Source organism: Xanthomonas sp. 1678 (genome assembly GCF_031455575.1).
Lineage (GTDB): Bacteria > Pseudomonadota > Gammaproteobacteria > Xanthomonadales > Xanthomonadaceae > Xanthomonas_A.
The window spans coordinates 131,796-156,790 of sequence record NZ_JAVDSZ010000008.1 but is presented as its reverse complement, the minus strand read 5'-3'; the positions used below and the strand labels follow the sequence as shown (position 1 = coordinate 156,790).

Below are 24,995 nucleotides of genomic sequence, written 5' to 3'. Positions count from 1 at the left end.
GCCTTAAGGCACGTTCGCGCCTGTCAATGACTGCTGGCGGATTGCTCCAGATGGTGCCAGGCGTGGCGTACCAGCCAGCGCGCTTCGTCCCACGGCACCGACAGCGACGGCGCCAACAGGTGGTAGGACTCCTGCAGTACGCGATACAGCTGCGCCTCGGTGGCGCGCGGATACGCCAGATAGACGTCGTAGCCCATCTTCAGCAGCAACGAATAATCGGAAAAGCCATGCTGGCCGAGACGTCCACTGGCATGGGCATCCTGCCAGTAGGCCATTTCGGCGTTCAGATCGATGGCGGGACGCGTGCGGGCAGGACGAGCGAGAGCGGAAGCGGTCTGCATGGGTAGGGCTCCTCTCGAGTGCTACCCCCTGTCGGTCCGATCCTAGCGGATATTTCCGGCGGATTCCGCAACACGGCGGCAGATTGCGGACGAATCGCTGAATCGATCAGGCTAGTGAGCGCCAGCAACGCTTTGGAAGCGTTTGCAGCGCAGCGATACGCAGTGCGCGGCCACCGTCCTGGCGCATTGCGCTGTGGCTTCCATGCCGGATGCGACGCGCACTGCGCCGCGCGCCCTGCATATATCCGATTCGCCGCCATGCGCTGGCTGGCCAGGCGCTGCGGAGGCGTGCGCCTGGAACTGCGCGCTGCACCGCCGCGGTGATTCCGGCAACGATGCAGCGCCCGGGTTGCGACGGCAGCACACGCTGGACATGCGCCAGCCGGTCCACGGCGTCTACTACCGCAACACCGCGGTCCCGGCGCATCGCATCGTTCCTGGACCATCTGGCCGACGCGCTGGGGCCGACGCCGTTCGCTGCGTGACGCATGCGTGCGCGCGCGCGCATCGGTGAGCGGGGCGAGACGATCGCCGATGCGGGGTTCGTTGGCAGCGTGTGCCACGATGCCGTGAAGATGCGCAGCCGGAATCGGTCACGCATGCACGTCGTGCAGACGCCGCCGCCAATAGCCTGACTACATCCGAACGACGCCGTGTGCCGCGCCCATGCGCGAAACCGCGGCCGTGGTTCGCCGCCGTGCCGAGCACCGGCACTGGACATCCGTTTGTATATGTAACTATGATTGTTACATGAAACGAAACACACAGCTTTCCGATGTACTGCACCTGCTGGTCCACATGGCCCAGCACGGCGAGCCGATGACGTCCGAGCAGATGGCGGCCTGCCTGCAAAGCCATGCGGTGGTGGTGCGGCGCTTGCTGGCGCGGCTGCGCGACGCGCAACTGGTCGACTCCAGCCGCGGCCATGGCGGCGGCTGGCAGCTGGCGCGCACGCCGGAGGCGATCAGCCTGTACGACGTGTATGTCGCCCTTGGCGAGCCGCTCTTGCTCGGCCACGGCGTGCGCGGCCCGCATCCGGGGTGCGCGATCGAGCGCGCGGTCAACGACGCGCTCGACGACGGCTATCGGCAGGCACAGGCGGCGCTGGCCGCGCAGCTGCAGGCATTGACGCTGCGCAAGCTGGGCCAGCGCGTGCAACGCAAACTCAAACAGGAGCAGAAGACCCATGCAGCATGATGCCGTGATCGTCGGGGGCAGTTTCGCCGGCCTGTCTGCCGCACTGATGCTGGCGCGTGGGCATCGCAAGGTGCTGGTGGTCGATGCGGGCTTGCCGCGCAACCGCTACGCCCCGCACTCGCATGGCCTGCTGGCGCTGGACGGCATGCCGGGCAGCGCCGTGCTGGCGCAGGCCAGGGCGCAGCTGCTGGCCTATCCGACCGTCGAATGGTGGGAAGGCCAGGTCGAAGATGCGAAGGCGCTGCCCGGCGGCTGGGAGGTGGCCTTGGCAGATGGCCGGCAGGCGCACGCGCGCGGTCTGGTGCTGGCGACCGGCGTCGCCGATCAGTTGCCGGAACTGCCTGGCGTGGCGGAGCGCTGGGGGCATAGCGTCATGCACTGCCCGTACTGCCACGGCTACGAACTGGGCCGGCAGGCGCGCATCGGCGTGCTCGGCAACGGCACCACGGGCTCGGCGGAGCGGGCGCTGATGCTGGCCGACTGGGGCCAGGTGACGCTGTTCGCGCAGGGCATGCCGCTGGACGACGCCGAGCTGATGGCCAAGCTGGCCAAGCGTGGCGTGCAGGTGGAGACGCGCCAGGCGGTCGCACTGGAAGGCGAGGGCACCGCGATCGACGGCATGCGCGTGGCCGATGGCGAGCGCGTGGCGATCCAGGCGCTGTTCCTGGCCGCACCGATGGCCATGGCCACGCCGCTGGCCGAGCGCCTGGGTTGCGCCTTCGACGACGGCCCGCTCGGGCCGTATCTGCGCGTGGACGAGAAAAAATCGACCAGCCTGCCGCGGGTGTATGCGGCCGGCGACGCCGCGCGCATGTTCGGCAACGCGACCCTGGCTTCGGCCGACGGCGTACTCGCCGGCATCGGCCTGCATCACACGCTGATCGCCGAAGACAGCCAGCTGGATACGGCGAGCGGCGGATAAAAAAAGGCCGTCCGCGAACGGACGGCCTGCGCCTGCCGGTGCCGCCGCGATCGCCGCGACAGCCTCAGCCCTTCACGCACAGCACCTGGCGCAGCGTATGCACCACTTCCACCAGGTCGCTTTGCGCGGCCATCACCGCGTCGATCGACTTGTACGCCGCCGGCGATTCGTCGATCACCGCCGCATCCTTGCGGCACTCCACGTGCGCGGTGGCCTCGCGGTGCTGGGCCAGGGTGATCTGCTGGCGTGCGGCGGTACGGCTCAGCACCCGGCCGGCGCCGTGGCTGCAGCTGTGGAAGCTGTCGTCATTGCCCAGCCCGCGCACGATGAAGCTCTTCGCGCCCATGCTGCCCGGAATGATGCCCAGTTCGCCGGCACGTGCGCTGACCGCGCCCTTGCGGGTCACCAGCAGTTCCTCGCCGGCGTGCGTTTCCTTCTGCACGTAGTTGTGGTGACAGTTCACCGCCAGCTTCTCCAACTGGAACTTCGGCAAGCGGTGGCGCATCTCCGCCAGCACCCGCGCCATCATCGCCTCGCGGTTCTCGCGGGCGTAGTCCTGCGCCCACGACACTGCCTCGACGTAGTCGTCGAACAACGGCTCGCCTTCCATGAAGAACGCCAGGTCCTTGTCCGGCAGGTGGAAGCCGAGCACGCGGTGCGCCAGCTGCTCGCGCGCCTGTTCGATGAAATAGCTGCCGATCAGGTTGCCGGTGCCGCGCGAGCCGCTGTGCAGCATCACCCACACCGCATCGCTTTCGTCCAGGCACACCTCGATGAAGTGGTTGCCGCCGCCGAGCGTGCCGATCTGGCAATCCAGCTTGTCGGTACGGATCCGGCGGTGCCTGGCCTTGATCGTGTCCAGGCGCTCGACCAACCCCGACTGCGCGATGCGCGTGGCGATGCTGTCGGGCAGCTTGCGGTGCTCGCCGCCACGGCCGTTGCCGACCGGCACGCTGCGCTCGATGCTCGAGCGCAACTGCGCCAGGTTGTCGGGCAGGTCGGATGCGCGCAGCGTGGTACGCACTGCGGCCATGCCGCAGCCGATGTCCACGCCGACCGCCGCCGGGATGATCGCGCCGCGGGTCGGGATCACCGAGCCCACGGTCGCGCCCTTGCCCAGGTGCACGTCGGGCATCACCGCCACCCACGGCCCGACGAAGGGGATCGCGGCGATGTTGCGCAGCTGTTCGTGGGCCTGCGCTTCCAGCGGCACGCCGCGCACCCAGCCCTTGATCGGGGTGGTGCCCTCGGCATGCAGCAATTCGTAATGTTGCGTACTCATGGTGTCCTTCCTTCGAAGCCATGCGCGGCGATTCCCTCCGCCGCGCAAGGCGGTATCACTTCATCGTCACCAACTGCTTCAGCACGCCATCCAGGCCGCCGAACACGGTGAGCTTGTCGATCTTCTCGGTGACCTTCTCCAGCGCCTCCAGCTCCTTCAGCCGCATCAGCACCGGGTTGTCCTCGATCAGCTTGGCGGTGTTGAGCAGCGAACGCGTGGCGTTGGCCTCCTCGCGCCGGCGGATCACGTTGGCCTGCGCCGACTTCTCCGCCTGCACCACTGCGTTGAGGATCTCCTTCATCTCGCCGGGCAGGATCACGTCCTTGACGCCCACGCCCAGCACCTCGATGCCGAAGCCGGCGACCTGCTCGCGCACGTAGCCGAAGATGTCCGCGTCCAGCGAGGCCTTGTCGCCAAGCAGCTCGTCCAGCGTCTTGGCCGAAACCGCACGGCGCAAACCGTACTGCAGCTCGCGATACAGCTGGTCGCCGTACTTGGCCACCCGCGTCCGCGCCGCAACCGGGTCGGCGACGCGCATGCTCGCGGCAAGGTTGACGCGCAGGCTGACCTTGTCGCGGGTCAACAGCTCCTGCCCGGAAACCTCCACCGACTGGATTCGCAGCTCGATCACCTCCGCAACGATGTTCTTGCGGAAGTTCCAGAACGCGTAGTGGCCCGGCGTCAAAGTCTGCTGCAGGCGTCCATCGACGAACACCAGTCCCGCCGACTCGGCCGGAACGTCCAGCGCGACCGCGAAGCGCGACAGCACGCCAAGCTGGCGCAGGCGCTGGGCGACATCCGGCGGCACCGCCAGGCTCTCGCCCAGCGGCAGGCGCATCACGTCCACCGAAACCAGCCCACGCCAGTACAGCCGGCGCGTGCCGGGCGGCAGCACGTCCTCGAGCTTGCCCTGCTTGAACACCAGGCCCACCTCGTCGCTGCCCAGGTCGGCCAGCACGAACAGTTCGTGCAACTGTGCGCCCAGGCGCGCGATCAGCGCGTCGACGTCGTTGCCGGCGTAGTCGGGTACGGCGATATTGAAGGTCTTCACCTCGATACGCCGCGCCGGGTCGAACAGGCGGTAGACGCCGGGCGCGAGCACGCGCTCGAAACGCCGGTTGCGATACATCAGGCCGCGCTCGCTATCGCCGATCACGACCCGCTTGGTCCAGAACATGGCACGTTCTCCTTGTGTGTGGCTCTGGTGATCCGGTCCTGTGAATGAAGTCGCCGCGCCGGACCGACGAGCGCGAGGACGTCGCGTTGCGCACGCCGTCGGCGACGCAACGCTGGAATGGATGCAAGTGCGCGCACGGCGTCGCTGCGGCGGCCGACGGGCGCTGTCGGTACGGAGGCAGGCGCAGGCGAGCGCATCGCGTTGCATTGCGATGCGATCGTTTGCTCCGGCACGCACGTCCAGGGCGGCGCGGCGGCGGCAGCGACGCTGCGGTGCACGCGTGACGCAGCGCCGGTGGCGATGCGTGCGGCGTGTCCCGCGCGGCGCGACTTGCTGGGCTTGCGCCCGGTATTGCACATGACGTGAAAGGTCATGGTTCTCGGAGCGGGAATCGAACCCGCGACAGTCGGATTAAGGTTCCGATGCTCTACCAGCTGAGCTATCCAAAGCGACGTGCCGGAGTCGAACCGGCGACCAGTAGACGCGCCACCGCTCTACCTCTGAGCTAACGTCTGGTGGAAACTGCACATCCCGGCCGCAGGCATACGCGACGGCAGTGCCGTGCGCACCGGACGGGAATCGCATCCCGTACCGCTAGCGACCATTAAGTACAGTTTCCCGATTGACGCCTCCTTCGAAGCGGCAATTCCTGCGTCGATCCTTTCCCCGCCGCCCGCGTCCGGCACCTGGACGCAGCGCTTGCGCGCCTCGCGAGCGAAACTTCCCTGTTTCCGGGCATTCCATGCCCGGGTGCCTGGGTTTGGGATCGACAAAATACGTTGCGAACGCACAAAGCAAAACGCCCCCGGTGCGGTGTCCGAGGGCGTCGCGTTCCTCGGAGATCGATGCAACCGATCTCCGCGAGGAAGATCAGTCGATCAGGGGGTGTGACCCAGCCGCAGCGCGTCGCCGCACAGCGCACGTGGCGACGCTGCGCGCGTTTCGCGCTGCAGGTTGGGCACAAGGGCGTTGAAGTGGCGGGGATTCATGGTCGTCGGCTGCGTTGTCGCCGAACAAAGTCGGCTGATGGGCGCGCACATTACCTGCCTTATTTTCATTGCGCAAGAGGTTTCTGCAATTATTTTTATTATCTAGGCATCGCCGGCGTGCACGCCGAACACGGCGCGCTATCGCGATCGATCAATGTCGTGGCAGATATGCAGGCACCGTGCGCAACAGACGTTCCACCAACGCCGGTGCCATGAATGCGTAGTCGTCGGGAATCCCGAGACACACCACGCGCTTGCCGCGCAGGTGGCGCTTGAACGTCGCCGACAGCTTGCTGCGGTGCCGGCGCTCCATCACGAAGATCAGATCGGCCCAGGCGAGCAGTTCGGGCGTCAGCGGCGTGTCGGCGTCGGCCTGGATGCCGGCCGATGCGGTCTCGATGCCCGGCCAATCGGCGAACACCTGCTCGGCGGTGGGGCTGCGCAGCCGGTTGCGGGCGCACACGAACAGGACGTTGCGGATGGACGACATGGCCTGCGCCGCGATGCTGGGATACGCGATGGTAAACGTCCAATGACGCAAGCGGCGGCACGTGCCGCTTGCGCGCATCGTCAGCGTGGGCTCTGCACGCGGGAGGCTGCGTGGCATGGCCGGCGTCCAGACTGGCTGGATCGGTCGACTTGGGTCGTTGTGGCGTGCGCCGTCGCGTCGCCGCGCTTGCGGGACGAGGCTCACTCGGAAATGCGCCCGACCATGGCGAATCGCTCGCTGCGATGCGCTCGCCCTGCCGATGGAAGATGTCGCTCGAAAGACAACGCGGCGGTCGCGAACCGCCGCATGCTCACTCCACGCCGGCCTGCTCCTCGAGCATCGCGCGCAGCGCCGCTTCGATGCCAATCTCGCCCTTGCGCGACTCCGCATGCGTATCGCCGCCCTGCGCGAAATCGATCCAGCCTGCGTTGAAGCCGTCCAGCATCTGCATGCGCGGCAACGGATGCTGCATGCCCTGGGCACGGAACAGGTCTTCCCAGGTGTCGCGCGGCACGGTCTGGGCGGTCACGTCGCGGCCGAGCAAGCGGCCGAATGCGGCGGCGATGTCGTCCGGGCTGGTTCGTTGCGGGCCTTCCAGTTGCACGATGCGGTGCCCTTCCCATTGCTCCTGCAGCATGTCGGCGGCGGTGCGGCCCACGTCATGGATCGACACCATCGCGATGGCGCGCGATGCCGGCTGCAGATAGCTGGCGATGGCGCCGCTGCGGGCGGCGTCGATGTCCCAGCGTGCGTTCTCCATGAACCAGGCCGCGCGCAGGAAGGCCGTCGGCATCTGCAGCGTGGCGAACTGTTGCTCCATGATGCGCAGCTGGTTGAGCAGGTTGGGGCGCTCTGCGTCGGCACCGACGGTGGACAGTGCCACCACCTTTTCCGGTCGTGCCTGTTCCAGCGCTTCGCGCAGCGCGGCGATGATGCGGCGCGCGGCCGGAAACCCCGGTTCGGGGTCGAAGGCCGGCGGCAGCAGGATGAAGACGCCTTCGGTGCCGCTGAAGGCGCGGACCAGGGCCGGCACGTCGGTCAGTTCGGCCAGTGCCACCGTGCAGCCTTGTGCGGCCCATCGCTCGCTCTTTGCGGCATCGCGCAACACGGCGCGCACTTGGTGGCCCGCCGCCAACAAGCGGCGGGCCAGCGTGGCACCGACCTGCCCGGTGATTCCGGTGATTGCGTACATGTGCGTTCCTTTCGTGGGTGCCCGCCGCGGCAGCAGGCGTGGCACGCATTCTGGGCGTCGTCGTCGCCGCTTCCGATATCATCGGTGTCAGTTCATTGATGACGCAGGGTCAGTAATCCCATGAGCGGAATCTGATATGACCTTTGACGAACGCCTGGCCAGCGGCATCGGCGTGCTGTGCGCCATCGTCGACAGCGGCAGCTTCGCCGCCGCATCCGAGCGGCTGGACATGACGCCTTCCGGGGTCAGTCGTGCGGTTGCGCGACTGGAAGCGCGGCTGGGCATCCGCCTGTTCGATCGCACCACGCGCGCGATCGCGCTCACCGACGAGGGTCGTCGCTTCCACGGCGAAGTGGCGCCCTTGCTGGCGGCGCTGGAAGAGGCGGCCGCCTCGGCGCAGCAAGGAGCGAACGTCGTGCGCGGCCGATTGCGGGTCAACGTCGATCCATTCTTCTCGCGCCTGGTACTGGGCCCGCGGCTCGGCGCCTTCCTGCAAGCGCATCCGGACCTGAAACTGGAGCTGATCACGCGCGACGAACCCGGCGACATGGTGGCCGACGGCTACGACCTGGTGCTGCGCTTCGGCCATCCGCCGCCGTCGACGCTGGTGGCGCGCAAGCTGATGGACTGCCGCGTCGTCACCATCGCCGCACCCGCTTATATTCAGCGCCATGGCCGGCCGGCATCGCCGCAGGAACTGCAGGATCGGCGCCACACCTGCATCCTGTTCCGCGACGCGCACACCGGGCGGCCCTTCACCTGGGAGTTCGTGCGCGGCAGGAAACGCATCGAACTGGACATGGCGGGGCAGCTGACCGTCAACGATGCCGGCTCGCTCTACAGCGTGTGCCTTGCCGGCTACGGCGTGGCGCAGGTGTTCGATCTGGGCCTGCGGCCGATGCTCGACGACGGCCGGCTGATCGACCTGTTCCCCGACTGGCCCGACGAGCGATTCCCGCTGTATGCGCTGTACGCATCGCGCCAGCACCTGCCGGCGAAGGTACGCGCCTTCCTCGATTTCGTGCTGGCGCTGCTGCACTAGGCAACGGCGCTTGGCGATGTTGGCCGTGCGTCGGCGCGGCGACGTGCCGGCCCGACGCGAAACCCGTGCAATGCGCTCACGCCGCACGCCCCGTTGTGGTGGAGGTTGCATGCTGCGGGCCTTGCGCATTCCCCCTGCGGCAAGAGCGCTAGACTCCGCTGGCGGCCGACAGGCGCGCCCCCTCATTCGACATCGCCGCCATGCCCTTCCTCGAACTTCCCACGCACCGCCTGCACTACCGCGTCGACGGCAGCGAAGGCCGTCCCTGGCTGACCTTCTGCAACTCGCTGGGCACCGATCTGCACATGTGGGACGGGCAGATCGATGCGTTGGCGCCGTACTACCGGGTGCTGCGCTACGACCGCCGCGGCCATGGCGCCTCGAGCGCGGTGCCGGGACCGTACCGGGTCGAGGACCTGGCCGGGGATGTGCTGGCGTTGCTCGATGCGCTGTCGGTCGAGCGCACGCACTTCTGCGGCCTGTCGATCGGCGGGTTGACCGGGCAATGGCTGGGATTGCATGCCGGCGAGCGCCTGCAGACGCTGACCGTATGCGCGACCGCGGCCAGGATCGGTACCGAGGACAGCTGGCGGGCGCGCATCGCGCAAGTTCGCGCCGAGGGACTGGCGGGGCTGCTGGACGGCACCCGCGAGCGCTGGTTCACGCCGGCCTTCGCCGCCATGCAGCCGGCGGCGGTCGAGGCGATCCTGGCGACGTTCCTGGGTACCGATGCGCAGGCCTACCTGGCCTGCTGCGAGGCGGTGGCCGGCGCCGATTTCCGCGGTGCGCTGGGCGGGATCGCCACGCCGCTGCTGGCGCTGGCCGGGCACGACGATCCGGTGTGCCCGCCCGACGGCCTGCAGGCGATCGCCACGCAGGCGATGCGCGGAAGCCTCGCCCAGGTGCACGGCCGGCACCTGTGCAACCTGGAGTCGCCGCACGCCTTCAACGACGCGTTGCTGCGCTTCCTGCTGCAATAACGGGCTCGGGCTGCAGAGACAGTCGCCGCATGGTCGTGACCCCGCAGCACAGCTTCTCAAATCCCTAATCCCGAATCCCTAATCCCTAATCCCTAATCCCTAATCCCTAATCCCTAATCCCGGCTCTCGTCCAGCTGCACCACCAGCTTGCCGAAGTTGCCGCCGCCGAGCATGTCGATGAAGGCCTGCGGCGCGTTCTCCAGCCCATGCACGACGTGTTCGCGGTAGCGCACGCGGCCGTCGGCCAGCCACGCGCCCATCTCGCGCAGGAACTCCGGGTAGAGCTTGACGAAATCGCCGACGATGAAGCCGCGCACGGTCAGCCGCTGGCGCAGCACCTGGTTCATCAGCGCCGGCACGCGGTCCGGTGCCGCCGGCAATTCGCCGCGCGTGTTGTAGGTGGCGATGGTGCCGCACACCGGCACCCGCGCGAAGTCGTTGAGCAACGGCAGCACCGCATCGAACACGTGCCCGCCGACGTTCTCGAAGTAGACGTCGATGCCATCCTTCGCGGCGCCACGCAGCTGCTCGGCGAAATCCGGGGCGCGATGGTCCAACGCTACGTCCAGGCCCAGTTCCTCGCGCAGGTAGCGGCATTTTTCGGCGCCGCCGGCGATGGCGATCACCTTCGCGCCGCGCAACCTGGCGATCTGCGCCACGGTGGCGCCGACCGGGCCGGTGGCGGCGGCGACCGCCACGGTCTCGCCGCTCTGCGGCTTGCCGATCTCGTGCAGGCCGGCGTAGGCGGTGAAGCCGGGCATGCCGTAGACACCGAGCGCGGTGCTCGGCGGCAGCGGCGACTGCGGATCGAGCTTGCGCCTCAGACCGGCGCCGTCGGCCACCAGGTGCGTCTGCCAGCCGCCGCTCTGCACCAGCACCAGGTCGCCGGGCTTGAGGTCGGGATGGTGCGATTCCAGCACTTCGGCGACGGTGCTGCCGACCATCACCTGGTCCAGCTGCACGGGCGGCGCGTAGGACGGCGCATCGCTCATGCGCCCGCGCATGTACGGATCCAGCGACAGCCAGCGGTTGCGCAGCAGCACCTGGCCAGGGCCGGGCACGGCCAGCGGCGCCTGTTCGAGACGGAAATTCTGCGCGCTCGGCGCACCCTGCGGACGCGAGGCGAGCACTACGCGGGTGGTGTGGGAAACGGAACTCATGGGGTTTCCTTGCTGGCGGCATCCAGTTGCGCGACGTCGTCGGCCGACAGCTGCAGGCGGGCGGCGGCCAGCAGTTGCTGCAACTGCTCGACACTGGTCGCGCTGGCGATCGGCGCGGTGATGCCGGGACGTGCGATCAGCCACGCCAGGGCCACCTGGGTCGGCGTGGCCGAATGCTTGCCGGCGATGTCGTCGAGCGCGGCCAGGATGCGCAGGCCGCGTGCGTTGAGGTAGCGCGCGATCACGCTGTCGCCGCGCGCCGGGCTCTTGGCAGCATCGGCGGAACTGCGGTACTTGCCGCTGAGGAAGCCGCGGGCCAGCGCGTAGTAGCAGATCACGCCCAAGCCCTGGTCGCGCACCAGCGGCTCCAGGCCGTTTTCGTAGCCGCCGCGGTCGTACAGGTTGTACTCGGGCTGCAGCGTCTCGTAGCGCGGCAGCCCGTATTGCGCCGAGACCTTCAGCGCCTCGGCCAGGCGTTCGGCGCTGTAGTTGGAGGCGCCGATCGCGCGCACCTTGCCTTGCTCGATCAGCCGCCCGAACGCGGCCAGCGAGGCTTCAAGCGGCACCGATTCGTCGTCCTCGTGCGCCTGGTACAGGTCGATCACATCGGTCTGCAGGCGTTGCAGCGACTCCTCCACCGCCGCGGCGATGTTGTCGGCGGCCAGGCCCGGGCGCTCGGCCCACTTGCCGACCTTGGTCGCGATCAGCACCTTGTCGCGCTTGCCGCTGCGCTTGAGCCACTGGCCGATGATGGTTTCCGATTCGCCGCCGCGGTTGCCGGGCACCCACGCCGCATACGCATCGGCGGTGTCGATCAGGTTGCAGCCCGCCTCGACGAAGGCGTCGAGCAGCGCGAAGGAGGTCTTGGCGTCGGCGCTCCAGCCGAACACATTGCCGCCGAAGGCGAGCGGTGCCGCGTGCAGGCCGGAACGGCCGAGTTCGCGCGTGTGCAGCATGGGGGATGCTCCGCTGTGAGGAAGAGCGACAGGATAGTCGCCCAAGGTTTCGGGATCGGGGCGATGGTGGCGAAAACAGCGTTCCGCCGGCGTGATTCGCGCTAACGCGAAGGCAACATTCAGGCGTGCGCGCATGCGTGCTAGGCTCGCGCCACATCTCCAGCGGACGCACGCCCATGACTCTTCGAACGACGCTTGCCTGTGCTTGTACCCTGGCCATTGCCGCGGCGCTGGCGATCCCGGCCGCGCAGGCGATCAAGCCTGCCGACAGCGCCACCCTGCCGGCGCCGGATGCCGCGCTGCAGGCGGCCATCAACGGCAGCTGGCGCGACCGCACCTATGTCGCGCGCGACGCCTACCGGCATCCGGGGCAGACCCTGGCGTTCTTCGGCATCAAGCCGACGCAGACGGTGATCGAGATCACTCCCGGCGGCGGCTGGTATTCGGAAATCCTGGCCCCTTACCTGCGCGAACGCGGCCAGTACATCGCCGCGGTGGTGGATCCGGCGGCGGTGCCCGAAGGCCGCGGCCGCGACTACCAGCAGAAGGCGCGCACGGGGCTGGAACAGAAGTTCGCCGCCGCGCCGGCGCAGTACGGCAAGGCCAAGCTGGTCGGCTATTCGCCGACCGCGCCGGTGTTCGGCCCGGCCGCCTCGGCCGATCTGGTGCTGACCTTCCGCAACGTGCACAACTGGCGCACCTCCGGGCAGGCGGAAGGCATGTTCAAGGGCTTCTACCAGGTGCTCAAGCCGGGCGGCGTGCTCGGCGTGGTCGAACACCGCGCCAAGGCCGACGTGCCGGCTGACGACAAGAGCGGCTACGTCGGCCAGGCGCAGGTGATCGCGATGGCCGAGGCGGCCGGCTTCAAGCTGGCCGGCAAGAGCGAGGTCAACGCCAACCCGCGCGACACCAAGGACTATCCGGGCGGCGTGTGGACGCTGCCGCCGAGCAACAGCCACGAGGCCGCCGACGAGGCCAAGTACAAGGCGATCGGCGAGAGCGACCGGATGACGCTGAAGTTCGTCAAGTCCTGAGCGACGGCCGCGGTCGGCGGGAAAAGGGATCCGGCGTGGGAGAATGTCCCCGCGCCGCATGTGCCGTCGATGTGCGGCAAATCCCGAATCCCTTCATCCCCAATCCGCGCTTTAATGCTGATCGCGTTCAACAAGCCGTTCAATGTGCTGTGCCAGTTCACCGACCGCAGCGAACCGCCGCGGCGCACGCTGGCCGGGTTCGGCCTGCCCGCCGACGTGTACGCGGCGGGCAGGCTGGACTACGACAGCGAAGGCCTGCTGCTGCTGACCGACGACGGCGCACTGGCGCACCGCTACACCGACCCGCGGCACAAGCAACCGAAAACGTATTGGGTGCAGGTGGAAGGCATGCCGCAGCCCGAGCAGCTGCAGCGCCTGCGCGACGGCGTGGTGTTGAACGACGGGCCGACCGCGGCGGCCCAGGCCAGCGTGCTGGAGACGGCACCGGAACTGTGGCCGCGCGACCCGCCGGTACGGTTCCGCAAGACGGTGCCCGACGCATGGCTGCAGATCGTGCTGCGCGAAGGGCGCAACCGCCAGGTCCGGCGCATGACCGCCGCCGTCGGCTTGCCGACCTTGCGCCTGGTGCGCGCAGCGATCGGCACGCACGGGCTGGATGGGTTGGCGCCGGGTGCATGGCGCAGGCTGTAGCGCTACGGGTTACCGCGGACTTTCGGGTGAACGCCATGGCGGCCTGCCGCATGCGCAATGCACGCGGAATGTTGGCGTAGCAGCCGCTCTGGATGGCGTTGGACTATCGGTTGCGACGGGCGAAGCGCTTTGTCCGGATCGACGAGCGGTGCCGTGACCGGCGGAGTCGACGCATCGGCTGCGCCGGTGTTGCGCGGTTGTGGGTGGCTCGGCCATCGGCCGCGACCGACGACGCAATGGGGCTGCCGGACGGAACTGGTCGCGGCTGAAGCCGCTCCTACAGGTCAACGGCGCACTCTGCTGTACGAGGCATTCGGCAGGCCGCTCGCATGCTCGACAGCCTGCGAAACGCGCATAAAAAAAGCGACCGGGTTTCGCCCGGTCGCCATGTTCGTTATCGCACTACGGCGATACCGCAGAATCTAGTCTTCGCTGCCTTCCTGTGCGGCCGCGGCGCGACGCGACACCCGGCTCGCCGCCGTACGGCGTGCGCCGGCATTGCCGCGCTTGCTGGCTTCGATGCGCTGCGAATCGCCTTCGATCGCGCCGTTGCGGTCGCGCTGGCGCTTGCGGTAGATCGCGTAGCCGAGCAGGCCGGCGCCCAGCGCCGCGGCGGCGATCGCGATGACCGGGTTGCGCCGCACCACGGTGCGCGCGACCTTGGTGCCGGTCTTCACCGCACCCATCGCCGCGCCGGTCTTGAGCGCGCCCATCGCGGCGCCGGACTGCAGCCACCTGTTCGCCTGCGGGCCGATGTGGCGCAGGCTGTCGCCGGCATGGCTGGCGAGATCGAGTGCGCGGTCGGTAATGATGGTCAGCTTGCTCATGGGCGTCCCTACTGGCAGGAATAAGGACTGCAGTGTCCCTTGCGCCCCGTATAGATGGCGTTAGCGCATCGCCGCGGAATCGTCTGGCGGCTGAACATGGGCGGTGCAGGGGGCGGGAGCGGACGCGCCGCGCTGGCGGGCGGCGTCCGAAGTGGCCAGCCCGGGCAGGTGCCGAGGGCGGCCGGTGACGGGCACGATGATGCTGGTCGCGCGTCACGCACCCCGTCTGGATGACGCGCGTGTTCGCCCGCCGTAGGCCAGGCGCGCCGGTCCGGCCGTCGTCCACGTTCGGCGCAGCCGCCAATCCCGTGCGCAGCGCCGCCTCAGGTGCCGCGTGGTTTGGCGCGATGGCTGGCGGTGGCGGTCCATGGGTCGTCCGGCCACGGATGGCGCGGGTAGCGGCCCTTCATCTCCTTCTTCACTTCCGGATAGGTGCTGGACCAGAAGTTGCGCAGGTCCTGGGTGACCTGCAGCGGGCGCCCGCCGGGCGAGAGCAGGTGCAGCACCAGCGGCACGCGGCCGTCGGCGATGCGCGGGGTGTCGGCCAGGCCGAACAGTTCCTGCAGCTTCACCGCCAGCACCGGCGGCAACGGCTGGCCGTCGTGGTCGAGCGCGTAGTCGATGCGCCGTTCCATGCCCGAGGGCACCGTGATCCGGGTCGGCGCATGCCGATCGAGCGCCTGCCGCCGGTCCCATGGCAGCAGCGATTTGAGCGCTTCGCCCAGCTCGTCCTCGCCGAGCGCGTCGAGCCGGGTCTTGCCGGCGAAGGCCGGGCGCAGCCAACGGTCCAGGTCGTCCAGCAGCGCCGCGTCGCCGAGATCGGGCAGGGCCAGCTCGGGCATCCACACGCGCAGTCCGGTTGCGCGTGCGCGCCACTGGGTCAGCGCCTCGCTCCAGGGCAGCGCCGCCAGCCCGAGTTCGCGCACCGCCTCGGTCAGCGCCGCCGCCGCATGCGCCGGATCGACGCGGCCGGCCGGGCGGCTGTCGAGCACGATGCGGTCGAAACGGGTTTCGCGCAGCGCGCTCAGCGCGCGCCGTTCGGCGTCCCAGCGCACCACGTCCTGCTGCACGAAGCGCTGCGGGAAATCGGCGCGCAGCCGCGTCTCGTCCACCGGCGCGGCGCGCAGCAGCAGCGCGTCCTTGGCCTCGTAGCGCAGTTCGGTGGCGACCAGCCACGGCTCGCCGCGCAGGTCGCTGTTGTCGAACAGGCGCGCGCTGCGGCCGTTGGCCAGCAGGTAGCGCAACGGATCGGCGGGATGACGGGTGGCGATGCGGTCGGGGAAGGCGTGGGCGAGCAGGTCGCCGAGCGCGTGCGCTTCGACGCTGTCCGGCGGCGCGGCGTCGTTGCGCAGGCGCCGCCGCCATTGCTTGGCGGCCGCGTCGATCGCGGCCAGGCCGCCGCGGTTGGCGTCGTGCGGGGCGCGGCCGCGGCGGAACGCGGCCAGTGCGCGCCAGCGCGCGGCCAGCGCATCGCCGCCCTGGCGCAGCGGATCGCGCGCCTCGACCAGCGCGGCCAGGTCGCAGGCCAGCGCCTGCGCGCGCGCATCCGGCGCGGCCAGCAGCATCGCCGCCAGCCGCGGATGCGTGCCCAGCGCGAGCATGCGCCGGCCGCTCGCGGTGATCGCGTGGTTTTCGCTCAAGGCGCCGAGCCGTTGCAGCAGTTCGCGCGCGGCGGCCAGCGCGCCGGCCGGCGGCGGATCGACGAAGCGCAGCGCGTCGCTGCCCCAGGCCGCCAGTTCCAGCGCCAGTCCGGCCAGTTCCACCTGCAGGATTTCCGCGCGGCGCTGCGCCTCCAGGCGCTGCGACTGCGGCCACAGCCGGTACGCCCAGCCCGAAGCGACGCGGCCGGCGCGGCCGGCACGCTGGTCGGCCGAGGCCTGGGCGATGGCGGTCACGTCCAGCCGCGAGAAACCGCTGTTGGGGTCGTAGTGCGGCTCGCGCGCCAGCCCGGCGTCGATCACCACGCGCACGCCGGGCAGGGTGACCGAGGATTCGGCCACGTTGGTGGCCAGCACCACGCGGCGGCGGCCATGCGGATCGGGCTGCAGCACCTTGGCCTGCTGCTCGACCGGCAACTCGCCATGCAACGGCAAGATGTCGACGCCGCCACCACTCCCTTCTCCCCCCGGGAGAAGGTGGCGCGCAGCGCCGGATGAGGGTACGCCCGAGGCGGTGCCTGATGAGACGACTTCCGAAGCCGCATCGGGCGAGAGCCCCGACACCACCGCAGACCCCTCCAGCGCCGCCTGCACCCGCGCGATCTCGCGCTGCCCGGGCAGAAACACCAGCACGTCGCCGGGATGCTGCTGCAGCGCGTGTTCCACCGCGCGGCGGCTCTGCGCCTCCAGCGATTCCTCGCGCCGCGCCGGGAAATGCGCGATCTCCACCGGATAGCTGCGGCCGGCGCTGGACAACCTGGGCGCCTCCAGAAACTGCGCCAGGCGTTCGCCGTCCAGCGTCGCCGACATCACCACGATGCGCAGGTCCTCGCGCACCTGCGCCTGCACGTCCAGCGCCAGCGCCAGGCCCAGGTCGGCGGCCAGGTGGCGTTCGTGGAATTCGTCGAACAGCAGCGCGCCGACGCCGTCGAGCATCGGGTCGTCCTGGAGCATCCGGGTCAGGATGCCTTCGGTGACCACCTCGATGCGGGTGCGCGCGGACACCTTGTTCTCGAAGCGGATGCGGTAGCCCACGGTCTCGCCCGGCGCCTCGCCGCGCTGCCGCGCCATGAAGGTGGCGGCGCTGCGCGCGGCGACCCGGCGCGGCTCCAGCATCACGATGCGGCGGCCCTGCAGCCACGGCGCCTCCAGCAGCGCCGGCGGCACCTGGGTGGTCTTGCCGGCGCCGGGCGGGGCCTCCAGCACCAGCCGCGGATGCGCGGCGAGGCTGTCGCGGATCTGCGGCAGCAGCGGATCGATCGGAAATGCAACGTGCGTCATGCGCGGCAAGGATACGTGGAATGCGCCGTGGCGGCGTGCGCGGCGGCGCTTGACGCGCCGTCAACCGCGGCGTCGCCCGCTTGACGCTTTGGTACTGCAACGCGCCGGCGGCCGTCGCCAGACTGCGCTGCATCCGGTGGCGCGCATGCCGCCGGCAACCACCACGTTCTCCAGGGGCCCACCAATGATCAGCATTCCCGTTTCCGAAAAATCCCATGCCGTGCTGCGCACGCTGTCCAAGTGGCTGTGCGTGGCGGCGTTCGGCGTCGTCGCCGCGTTCTTCGGCCTGTCCGGTTTCGCCGGCTATCGCCAGGCCAACGCGATCCTGAAGGATCACAGCGTGGTCGACGCGCCGGTGCACCTGGACGACATCCAGGAGACGCGCGGCCGCAAGGGTCGCGTCTCGCTCACCTACCATTTCGGCTATGCGTTCGAGGCCGGCGGCAACACCTACGAAGGCACGTTCGAGACCTCCGAGGACAACGCGACGCCGTATACGAAGGAGGGCGCCAGCGTGCGCGTGGCCTACGCCAATGCCGAGCCGTCCCGGTTCGAGCGGCTGGAAAAGCTGGAGCGCAGCAAGAGCTTGGGCGCCACGCTGCGGCGGCTGGCGGTCGCCCTGGCGCTGCTCGGCGTGCTGATCTTCGTCGCGCACCTGCTGATCACCCGCCGCCTGTTCGTGGCGCAGGCGCTGCCGGCGCCGCCCGCGGCCTGAGCGCGGCCGGGGAGCGCGGGCATGCCGCCGATTGACAGCCGCGATGCGGCCGGTAGGGTGGCCTGCCGCCTGCTGATTCGAATCCACTGCATGCCCGTCTCGGAGTTCCCCGACCTGCTGACCCGCCACATGCGCCGGATCCGGGCCAGCGCCGCCGGCGTGGCCAGCGAGATCGGCATCAGCCGCGAGGCGGTCAACAACTGGCGGCACGGCTATTCGCTGCCCAACCGCAAGCACCGCGACAAGGTGCTGGCCTGCGCCAACTACCTGCGCTTGACCGAAGCGGAAGCCAACCGCTTGCTGGCCGCGGCCGGGTTCGAAGCCGAATTCCCGGCCGAGGCGGAGGCCGCGGCGGCCGCCGGCGCGGCGCCGGCGTGGCCGGCGTCGGTCGCCGAGACGGTCGCCGGGTTGTTCGAGCGGCTGCAGCAGCAGCGCCCGTATCCGGTCCTGCTGCTGCTCACCCAGGCGCACTGGGGGCAGCCGCCGGAGCGGGCCGCGATCCTGGCCCAGGCGGACGCGCGCTACGGTCGCGAGCGGGTCCTGCACCTGCAGCCGTCGTTCAGTGCCGGCGAGGACGCCGACGCCTACTTCGCCGCGCTGGGCCGGCAATGCGGCATGGCCGGGGTGGCATCGGACTACGACTTCGAGACCGGTCTGGCGGGCCTGCTGCAGGCACCGGCGCCGCTGTTCTGCCTGGTCAGCCGCTTCGAGCAGGGCGCACCCGCGCAGCGCCACCTGCTGGCCGGGATCCTGCGCAGCCTCAGCGAGATGTACAGCGGACAGCTGCACCTGCTGATCTGCGGCGGCGCGGCGCTGGCCGACCTCAAGTACCAAGGCGGCGACCTGTCGCTGCTCAACATCGCCGCCACGGAGACCTGGCCGGAACTGACCGTGGCCGACCTGCAGCGCATGGCCACGGATTCCGCCCCGACGCTGCAGGCGGCCGCACGCGCGCTGCGCCTGTCCGGCGGCCATCCGCTGCTGGCCAGTGCCGCGATCGCGCTGCTGGCGCAGGACGATCCCAGCGACGAGGCGGCGACCGAGCACCTGGCCGGTCACCCGCCGCTGTGGCAGGCACTGCTTCCGCTGCTGCGCGACCCGGCGCAGCGCGGCATCGTGCAGGGCTGGCTGGAGCAGCCGCGGCTCGCACCGGCACGCCCATACCTGCTCGATCCGCTGCTGCGCCATCTGTACTGGAGCAACCTGCTGGTGGCGCGCAGGCATGCCGACGGCAACTGGCTGGAATGGCGGTGCGAGGCGATCCGCCGCGCGGCCCGGACCATCGTCGAGCAGCTCGACGGCACCGCCGCGTGAGGACCGCCGCTGCGCGCCCGCGCTGGCGCTGGCTGCGGCCGCTGCTGATCGCGCTGGCGACCTGGTTCCTGGCCAGCCTGCTGTTCGCGCCCTGGCTCAATCCCTGGGCGGCGTGGCGCGCGCAGCGCGATGGCCAGACCCTGATGCTGCTGCAGCGCAGCCGCATCGACATGCTGCTGATCCGCGAGGAGGCGCTGTCGCATTGGCTGATCCATCGGCAGTGGCCCGCGGCGCCGGCCTTGCCCGGCGTGCACGATGCGGCCCAGGCGGTGGTGACGGTGGAAGCGCCGGCCGAGTTCGAACTGCGTTTCCGCTACACCGAACTGTTCCCGCCGCACTCCGGCCTGCGCGGACGGGTGCTGGTCTATCGGCTGGATCCTGCATCGCAGGCATGGCACTGCCGCCCCGGGATTCCGGCCCCCTCATCGGCGCTGATACCGCAGGAATGCCGCAGCTCGGCGCCATGGAGCATCGCCGAATGGCTGGCGCTGTTGCTCGGCGTGGCGATCGCACTGCTGCTGGCGCTGGCGGTGATGTGGGTGCGCGTGCGCCCGGCGGTGCTGGACATCGTGCGCGTGCCGCGCCGCGTGTTCCGGCATCCGGTCGGCGCACTGCCGGTGCTGCATCGGCAACTTGGCTGGATCCGGGCGCGCGCCGGGGTACTGCTGGCCGTCGGCATCCCAGAGGTGCGCTGGCGCGAGGCGATGGCCTATGCGCACGGCGCTGCGGACATGCGTGCGGCGGCGCTGGCGGCGCGCGTGGACGCCGTGGCCACCCGCGCGACCGACTGGACGCTGCCCGGCCAGGTCTGGCTGTGGACGTTGCCGCAGACGCTCCCCGTCGCGCTGGAGCGCCTGTGGCTATACCAGCCCGATCCGGGCCTGCCAGGCGCGGCGATCGTCGAGCAGTTGCGCGCGATGCCCAGCGGCCAGGACGTGGTGCTGGTGATCAGCCCTGGCGCGCAGGCCGACGCGCACCTGCTGGCTTTCGCCAGCGATCCGGCCAACCTGTGCGCGTACCTGGATCAGGCCGGCCAGAGCGAATGGCTGCTGCGCCCCAAGGCCGCCGAGGTGCTGGTCGCACTGCTGGCCCGGCAGCTGAAAGCGACCCGCATCTCGCCCTACCAGACCCATGGCGGCATCACCCGCCCGGCCGCGTTCTTCGGCCGCGAAGCGCTGCTGGCGCGCGTGCTCAATCGCGAGCCCGGCAACTACCTGCTGGTCGGCGGCCGGCAGTTGGGCAAGACCAGCCTGATGAAGGCGATCGAGCGGCGCTTCGCCGGACATCCGCGGGTGCACTGCACCTACCTGTCGCTGCGCGATCACCGCCTGTCGGCGCGCTTGGCCGCCGAGTTGCGGATGCCAGGCGACAGCGGCATCGACGCGCTGGTCGATGCGCTGGCGCAGCGCGCCAGCGGGCGCCGCCTGTTGCTGCTGGTGGACGAGACCGACCTGTTCCTGCGCGAGGAGGCGACGAGCGGCTACACGCAGCTCGCCGCGCTGCGCGCGCTGAGCGAGGAGGGCCGCTGCCACTTCATGCTTGCCGGGTTCTGGGACCTGTACGAAGCCGCAGTGCTGGACCACGCCTCGCCGATCCGCAACTTCGGCGAGGTCATCCACCTGGCCGGCCTGGAGCGCGAAGCCTGCGTGGCGCTGGCAACCGAGCCGCTGGCGCGCCTGGGCATCCACTATGGCGACGGCGGCCTGCCCGCGGCGCTGGCCACGGCCTGCGGGCAGCGCGCGAACCTGGTCGCCATCGCCTGCCAGCAGGTGCTGGAGCGACTGCCGCGCGCGCATCGCCTGATCGATGCGCAGGCCGTGCACGCGGCGACGCACTCGGACGCGATGGCCGATGCGCTCGCCGGCTGGGCGCGGCTGAGCCCCGACCCGGTGGCGTGCCGGATCGACCGGATCCTGGTCTACCGCGTGGCCCAGGCGCACCATGCCGGGCCGGCGGCGCAACCGGCGACGGCACTGGAGCGGATGCTGGCCGATTTCGACGCGGCCGGCGTCGCGATGGACGCGGAACTGCTGCGCCGCGCGCTGGCCCGCCTGCAGCTGGCCCATGTGCTGTGCCGCGCCGAGGATGGCGCGCACTACCGATTCGCGGTGCCGCTGTTCGCCGCGCAGTTCCAGCCCGGCGAAGTGGACGCGCTGCTGGCGCGCGAACTGCGCTCGCTACGCGCGGAGATGCCGCCGCTGGCCTAGGAGCGTGGGCGGCAGAAGCCGTCCGGGCTGCGAAGCCCGCTGTGCGGTCCGTTTTTGCGCCGCTTCTTGGCCTGTAGCGCGGCTACAGGCCGGCGAATCGTCACAAAAGCGGTCTCGCACAGCGAACTTCTCGCCTCGAACGTTTCTGCCGCCCACGCTCCTAGCGGCGCACGCGGCCAGCGGCGGCGTCCCTGGGCCGCGCCGTGGACCGCTACAATCCGCGCCACTTCATTCTTGCAGCCGCCCGCCCCATGCAGTTGATCGATATCGGCGCCAACCTCACCCACGATTCCTTCGATCGCGACCGCGACGCGGTGCTGCAGCGCGCCCGCGATGCCGGCGTGACGCAGATGGTGGTCACCGGTGCCAGCCGCGAGCACTCGCCGCTGGCGCTGCAGCTGGCGCAGCGGCACCCCGGCTTCCTGTACGCCACCGCCGGCGTGCACCCGCACCATGCGCTGGAATACACCGCCGAATGCGATGCGGAGATGCGCGCGCTGCATGCGCATCCGCAGGTGGTGGCGGTGGGCGAATGCGGCCTGGACTACTTCCGCGATCTCGCTCCGCGCCCGGCGCAGCACCGCGCGTTCGAACGCCAGCTGCAGCTGGCCGCCGAGACCGGCAAGCCGCTGTTCCTGCACCAGCGCGACGCGCACGCCGACTTCCTGGCGCTGATGCGCCAGTTCGACGGCAAGCTCGGCCCGGCGGTGGTGCACTGCTTCACCGGCACCCGCGAGGAGCTGTTCGACTACCTGGACCGCGACTGGCACATCGGCATCACCGGCTGGCTGTGCGACGAGCGCCGCGGCGCGCACCTGCGCGAGCTGGTCGGCAACATCCCGGCCTCGCGGCTGATGATCGAGACCGACGCGCCGTATCTGCTGCCGCGCACGCTCAAGCCGCTGCCCAAGGACCGACGCAACGAGCCGGCGTTCCTGGCCCACATCGTCGAGGAACTGGCGCGCGACCGCGGCGAGGACCTGGCCACGACTGCCGCGGCCAGCACCGCGGCGGCGCGCGGGTTCTTCCGGTTGCCCGACGTCGCGTGAGCGCCGCCTGGCGCCTGGCGGCCACGCTTGCGCTTGCGCTGGCGTGGGCATGCCTGGCGCGGGCCGCCGAAGCGGCGCCGTCGTGCGAATACCTGTCGGCACAGGCGGCACTGCACGGTACGCCGCTGCTGCCGCCGTGGCAGGCGCAGGTGGCGGCGAAGGGCCGCAGCGCCTTCCATCGCGGTCCGGACCTGCGTTGCCGCGAGCGCGCCATCTTCGTGGTGCAGGGCGACACGCTGACCGCGTACGTGCGCTGGAACGACTGGCTGCAGGTGCGCTACCTCGCGCGCGATGGCCGCGACTACTTGATCTGGCTGCCTGTGGCGCGGGTGCGGCTATTGCAGCCCTATCCGGCGGCGCGCTAGCGCGATCCCTATTCGACCTGCTTGTCCTCGCGCTTGGCCTCGGCCATCGCTTCGGGCTCCAGCTCCTCGGCGCTGCGGTTGAGCTTGACGAACACGCCCCAGGCGATCAGCAGCAACGCCGCGCACAGGCCGACCGCGGTGGCATAGGGCAGCTTGGCCGGGTCGTCGTGCATCAGTTCGAAGATCGATACCAGCGTCTCGATCGCCAGGGCGATGACGATGACCACGAAGAACCGCGACAGATAGCGGCGCACGCGCGTGGGTCCGCTGACCTTGACGTCGCGCTGCACCTCTTCCTCGAAGATGGTCTGGCCCAGTTCCAGCGTCACCAGCGCCACGGTCAGTAGGCCGATCGCCTCCAGCACCACGTTGAAGCGGTCGCGCACCACCAGGTCGCCGCCGGGGGTGAGGCCGTGCCACAGTTCCAGCACCGCCATCGACACCAGTCCGGTGGCGCACAGCAGGAACAGCAGGATGATCACGATGTGGCCGCCGCGGAATATCTTTTCCATGAATTTCATGCGCTAGGCCGTGGTGAGGTCGCCGAGCATAGGCGGGCCGGGCGTCAGCGGCGCGCGAAGATGTTGCGGCGGGGATGGCGTCTTGGGCGCGCTGGTAGCGCCGTGCAGGAGGTTCTGGCTGGCCGGAGCCATCGGTGCCGACGCGGTCTGGTGGCGGGAGGTTCGTCGCTTCGTTCATCGCGACTGAAGTCGCTCCCATAAGGGAGCGGTCACCCGAGGCGCATCAGCGCTCCGCCAGCCCGGCCTGGTAGGCCTGCAGATGGCAGTATGCGGCCGTCAGCCACGGCGCCGCATGGCCGGCGGCGCGAGCGCGCGCCAGCATGTCGCCGACGATGTGCTGCGCTTCCACCTGCTGCCCGGCTTCCAGGTCGCGCAGCATCGAGGCCTTCGTCGGCGAGCCGGGTTGGGTCAGCAACTGCAGCGCGTTGGCCTGGGCCGTGTCGGGAATCGGCTCGCCCGCCGCGGCCGCCACCGCCAGGCATTCGGCGTACAGCCCGCGCATCAGCGCCTGGCCGTCGTCGCCGGCGACGATCCTGCCGACCGGCGCGCGCATCAGGCAGGTGCCGGCGGCCAGCGCAGTCAGGAAGGTGTACTTGATCCATTGCTCCTGCGCGATCCGCGGCGCGGCGACATGGTCGATGCCGGCCGCCGCGCAGGCAGCGGCGAGCGCGCGCACCCGCGCGCTGTCTGCGCCGCGTCCGTCGCGTTCGCCGAAGGTCAGCGAGGCCGGCTTGCCCAGGTGCTGGACCACGCCGTCCGCGTCCAGCGTGGCGCTGATGAAGCACAACCCGCCGAGCACGCGTTCGCCACCGAAGCGCGCGTCCAGCACCGGGTAATGGCGCAGCCCGTTGAGGATCGGCAGCAGCGTGGTGGCCGCGCCCATCGCCGGCGCCACCGCGTCCAGCGCGCTGTCCAGGTCGTAGGCCTTGCAGCTGAGCACCACCAGGTCGAACGGCTGCGCGGCGGGCAGCGTGTCGGCGGTCAGGGTGGCCACCGCGATGTCTGCGTCGCCACGCGGGCTGCGGATGCGCAGTCCGTCGCGCCGCAGGCGCTCGGCGCGCGCCGGGCGCACCAGGAAACTTACATCGACGCCGGCCTGGGCCAGGCGTCCGCCGAAGTAACCGCCGGTCGCACCGGCGCCGAGGATCAGGATGCGCATCTGGAAATGCCTTCTGCTGGAGGGGAATCGCCCGTCAGGGCGGGCGTCAATCCTTGGCTGCCTGCTTGGGCGACGGACCGATCAACGCCTCGATCTCCACGCGCACTTCGGCGCATTGCGCGAGGTAGTGCGCCTGGCGTTGTGCCAGGTCCTGCGCGTCGCCCCGCGCGTCGAGGTTGGCCATCAGCTGGCGGAAATCGTCGAAGCCTGTCTGCATCGCGGCCTCGTGCCGGGCCGCGTCGAAGTCCACGCCGGCCGCCAGCGCGCGCTCGCGCGCGGCGCGTTGCAGGGCATCGACGAGGCGCACGATTCCGTCCTGTGGCAGTTCGCAATACAGCGACTGTGCGAGTTGCGCGCCGTCCGCCTGGCCCTGCTGGTACAGCGCAGTGACCGCTGGCAGCGCCGGTTCCTCGCTGGCATCGGCGGGCGCCACCATCGCGGTCGCGCTGTACAGCAGCCACAGCAGCACGAGGGCGCGGCGCATGC

The 24,995-nt window shown here is 70.1% G+C and carries 23 protein-coding genes and 1 tRNA gene; 11 read left to right on the top strand and 13 right to left on the bottom strand.

The features are described 5' to 3' along the window. Positions 1 to 23: 23 nt before the first annotated feature. Positions 24 to 341, bottom strand: a complete 318-nt coding sequence (locus J2Y70_RS15320) for a hypothetical protein (RefSeq protein ID WP_309919294.1) — start codon at positions 339 to 341, stop codon at positions 24 to 26. A gap of 750 nt (positions 342 to 1,091) precedes the next feature. Here J2Y70_RS15320 and J2Y70_RS15315 point away from each other — a divergent pair. Both J2Y70_RS15315 and J2Y70_RS15310 read left to right on the top strand, forming a co-directional pair. Then, positions 1,092 to 1,538: an Rrf2 family transcriptional regulator gene (locus tag J2Y70_RS15315; RefSeq protein WP_263398557.1), complete on the top strand. Its 447-nt coding sequence runs from the start codon at positions 1,092 to 1,094 to the stop codon at positions 1,536 to 1,538. Continuing rightward, entirely contained in the window at positions 1,528 to 2,460 is a 933-nt protein-coding gene (locus tag J2Y70_RS15310; protein ID WP_309919290.1) for an NAD(P)/FAD-dependent oxidoreductase, read from the top strand. Before J2Y70_RS15315 ends, J2Y70_RS15310 begins: the two co-directional genes overlap by 11 nt. A gap of 64 nt (positions 2,461 to 2,524) precedes the next feature. Here the strand turns inward: J2Y70_RS15310 and J2Y70_RS15305 are convergent, their stop codons facing one another. The 5 genes from J2Y70_RS15305 to J2Y70_RS15285 form a co-directional block, all read right to left on the bottom strand. Further along, positions 2,525 to 3,742, bottom strand: coding sequence for an RtcB family protein (locus J2Y70_RS15305; RefSeq protein ID WP_309919287.1), 1,218 nt, complete (start codon positions 3,740 to 3,742; stop codon positions 2,525 to 2,527). 55 nt (positions 3,743 to 3,797) lie between these two features. Then, a complete protein-coding gene (locus J2Y70_RS15300; RefSeq protein WP_309919285.1) occupies positions 3,798 to 4,919 on the bottom strand; it encodes a slipin family protein in 1,122 nt (373 codons plus the stop codon). 373 nt (positions 4,920 to 5,292) lie between these two features. After that, positions 5,293 to 5,368, bottom strand: a tRNA-Lys gene (locus J2Y70_RS15295). A 691-nt stretch (positions 5,369 to 6,059) separates the two neighbouring features. Beyond that, positions 6,060 to 6,398: a low molecular weight protein tyrosine phosphatase family protein gene (locus tag J2Y70_RS15290; protein ID WP_309919503.1), complete on the bottom strand. Its 339-nt coding sequence runs from the start codon at positions 6,396 to 6,398 to the stop codon at positions 6,060 to 6,062. A 310-nt stretch (positions 6,399 to 6,708) separates the two neighbouring features. Then, on the bottom strand, positions 6,709 to 7,590 hold the full coding sequence (locus tag J2Y70_RS15285; protein WP_309919282.1) for an NAD(P)H-binding protein: 882 nt from the start codon (positions 7,588 to 7,590) through the stop codon (positions 6,709 to 6,711). Positions 7,591 to 7,726: 136 nt separating this feature from the next. On the opposite strand from J2Y70_RS15285, the gene J2Y70_RS15280 reads away from it, so the two are divergent. Together J2Y70_RS15280 and pcaD are read left to right on the top strand one after the other, a co-directional pair. Continuing rightward, positions 7,727 to 8,632, top strand: a complete 906-nt coding sequence (locus J2Y70_RS15280; RefSeq protein ID WP_309919279.1) for a LysR family transcriptional regulator — start codon at positions 7,727 to 7,729, stop codon at positions 8,630 to 8,632. Positions 8,633 to 8,832: 200 nt separating this feature from the next. Beyond that, entirely contained in the window at positions 8,833 to 9,612 is a 780-nt protein-coding gene (gene pcaD, locus J2Y70_RS15275) for a 3-oxoadipate enol-lactonase (protein WP_263396166.1), read from the top strand. 113 nt (positions 9,613 to 9,725) lie between these two features. On the opposite strand, the gene J2Y70_RS15270 is transcribed toward pcaD, so the two are convergent. Both J2Y70_RS15270 and J2Y70_RS15265 read right to left on the bottom strand, forming a co-directional pair. After that, entirely contained in the window at positions 9,726 to 10,772 is a 1,047-nt protein-coding gene (locus tag J2Y70_RS15270) for an NADP-dependent oxidoreductase (protein ID WP_263396165.1), read from the bottom strand. Continuing rightward, the gene (locus J2Y70_RS15265; RefSeq protein WP_309919274.1) at positions 10,769 to 11,728 is read right to left on the bottom strand and encodes an aldo/keto reductase; all 960 of its coding nucleotides are present in this window, start codon (positions 11,726 to 11,728) and stop codon (positions 10,769 to 10,771) included. The genes J2Y70_RS15270 and J2Y70_RS15265 overlap by 4 nt, the downstream gene beginning before the upstream one ends. A 176-nt stretch (positions 11,729 to 11,904) precedes the next feature. On the opposite strand from J2Y70_RS15265, the gene J2Y70_RS15260 reads away from it, so the two are divergent. Continuing rightward, entirely contained in the window at positions 11,905 to 12,762 is an 858-nt protein-coding gene (locus J2Y70_RS15260; protein ID WP_263396163.1) for a class I SAM-dependent methyltransferase, read from the top strand. 114 nt (positions 12,763 to 12,876) lie between these two features. After that, entirely contained in the window at positions 12,877 to 13,413 is a 537-nt protein-coding gene (locus J2Y70_RS15255; protein ID WP_309919269.1) for a pseudouridine synthase, read from the top strand. 422 nt (positions 13,414 to 13,835) lie between these two features. Here J2Y70_RS15255 and J2Y70_RS15250 read toward each other — a convergent pair whose 3' ends face one another. Together J2Y70_RS15250 and hrpB are read right to left on the bottom strand one after the other, a co-directional pair. Further along, complete coding sequence (locus J2Y70_RS15250) at positions 13,836 to 14,240, bottom strand: hypothetical protein (RefSeq protein WP_263396161.1); 405 nt, start codon at positions 14,238 to 14,240, stop codon at positions 13,836 to 13,838. Between the two features lie 323 nt (positions 14,241 to 14,563). After that, positions 14,564 to 17,179: an ATP-dependent helicase HrpB gene (gene hrpB / locus J2Y70_RS15245; RefSeq protein ID WP_309919266.1), complete on the bottom strand. Its 2,616-nt coding sequence runs from the start codon at positions 17,177 to 17,179 to the stop codon at positions 14,564 to 14,566. 184 nt (positions 17,180 to 17,363) lie between these two features. Here hrpB and J2Y70_RS15240 point away from each other — a divergent pair, with 184 nt between their 5' ends. The 5 genes from J2Y70_RS15240 to J2Y70_RS15220 all read left to right on the top strand — a co-directional run bounded on the left by J2Y70_RS15240 (position 17,364) and on the right by J2Y70_RS15220 (position 22,829). Continuing rightward, positions 17,364 to 17,894: a hypothetical protein gene (locus J2Y70_RS15240; protein ID WP_309919263.1), complete on the top strand. Its 531-nt coding sequence runs from the start codon at positions 17,364 to 17,366 to the stop codon at positions 17,892 to 17,894. Positions 17,895 to 17,984: 90 nt separating this feature from the next. Further along, positions 17,985 to 19,208: a hypothetical protein gene (locus tag J2Y70_RS15235; RefSeq protein ID WP_309919260.1), complete on the top strand. Its 1,224-nt coding sequence runs from the start codon at positions 17,985 to 17,987 to the stop codon at positions 19,206 to 19,208. Next, on the top strand, positions 19,205 to 21,415 hold the full coding sequence (locus tag J2Y70_RS15230; protein ID WP_309919257.1) for a hypothetical protein: 2,211 nt from the start codon (positions 19,205 to 19,207) through the stop codon (positions 21,413 to 21,415). Before J2Y70_RS15235 ends, J2Y70_RS15230 begins: the two co-directional genes overlap by 4 nt. 251 nt (positions 21,416 to 21,666) lie before the next feature. Further along, positions 21,667 to 22,464, top strand: coding sequence for a TatD family hydrolase (locus J2Y70_RS15225; protein ID WP_309919253.1), 798 nt, complete (start codon positions 21,667 to 21,669; stop codon positions 22,462 to 22,464). Further along, entirely contained in the window at positions 22,461 to 22,829 is a 369-nt protein-coding gene (locus tag J2Y70_RS15220; protein ID WP_309919251.1) for a hypothetical protein, read from the top strand. Before J2Y70_RS15225 ends, J2Y70_RS15220 begins: the two co-directional genes overlap by 4 nt. Before the next feature lie 8 nt (positions 22,830 to 22,837). On the opposite strand, the gene J2Y70_RS15215 is transcribed toward J2Y70_RS15220, so the two are convergent. From J2Y70_RS15215 to J2Y70_RS15205, 3 genes are all read right to left on the bottom strand, one after another. Continuing rightward, on the bottom strand, positions 22,838 to 23,350 hold the full coding sequence (locus tag J2Y70_RS15215; RefSeq protein ID WP_263396156.1) for a hypothetical protein: 513 nt from the start codon (positions 23,348 to 23,350) through the stop codon (positions 22,838 to 22,840). A gap of 223 nt (positions 23,351 to 23,573) precedes the next feature. Next, on the bottom strand, positions 23,574 to 24,509 hold the full coding sequence (panE, locus tag J2Y70_RS15210) for a 2-dehydropantoate 2-reductase (RefSeq protein ID WP_309919246.1): 936 nt from the start codon (positions 24,507 to 24,509) through the stop codon (positions 23,574 to 23,576). Between the two features lie 46 nt (positions 24,510 to 24,555). Further along, the gene (locus tag J2Y70_RS15205) at positions 24,556 to 24,993 is read right to left on the bottom strand and encodes a hypothetical protein (RefSeq protein ID WP_309919243.1); all 438 of its coding nucleotides are present in this window, start codon (positions 24,991 to 24,993) and stop codon (positions 24,556 to 24,558) included. Positions 24,994 to 24,995 lie beyond the last annotated feature (2 nt).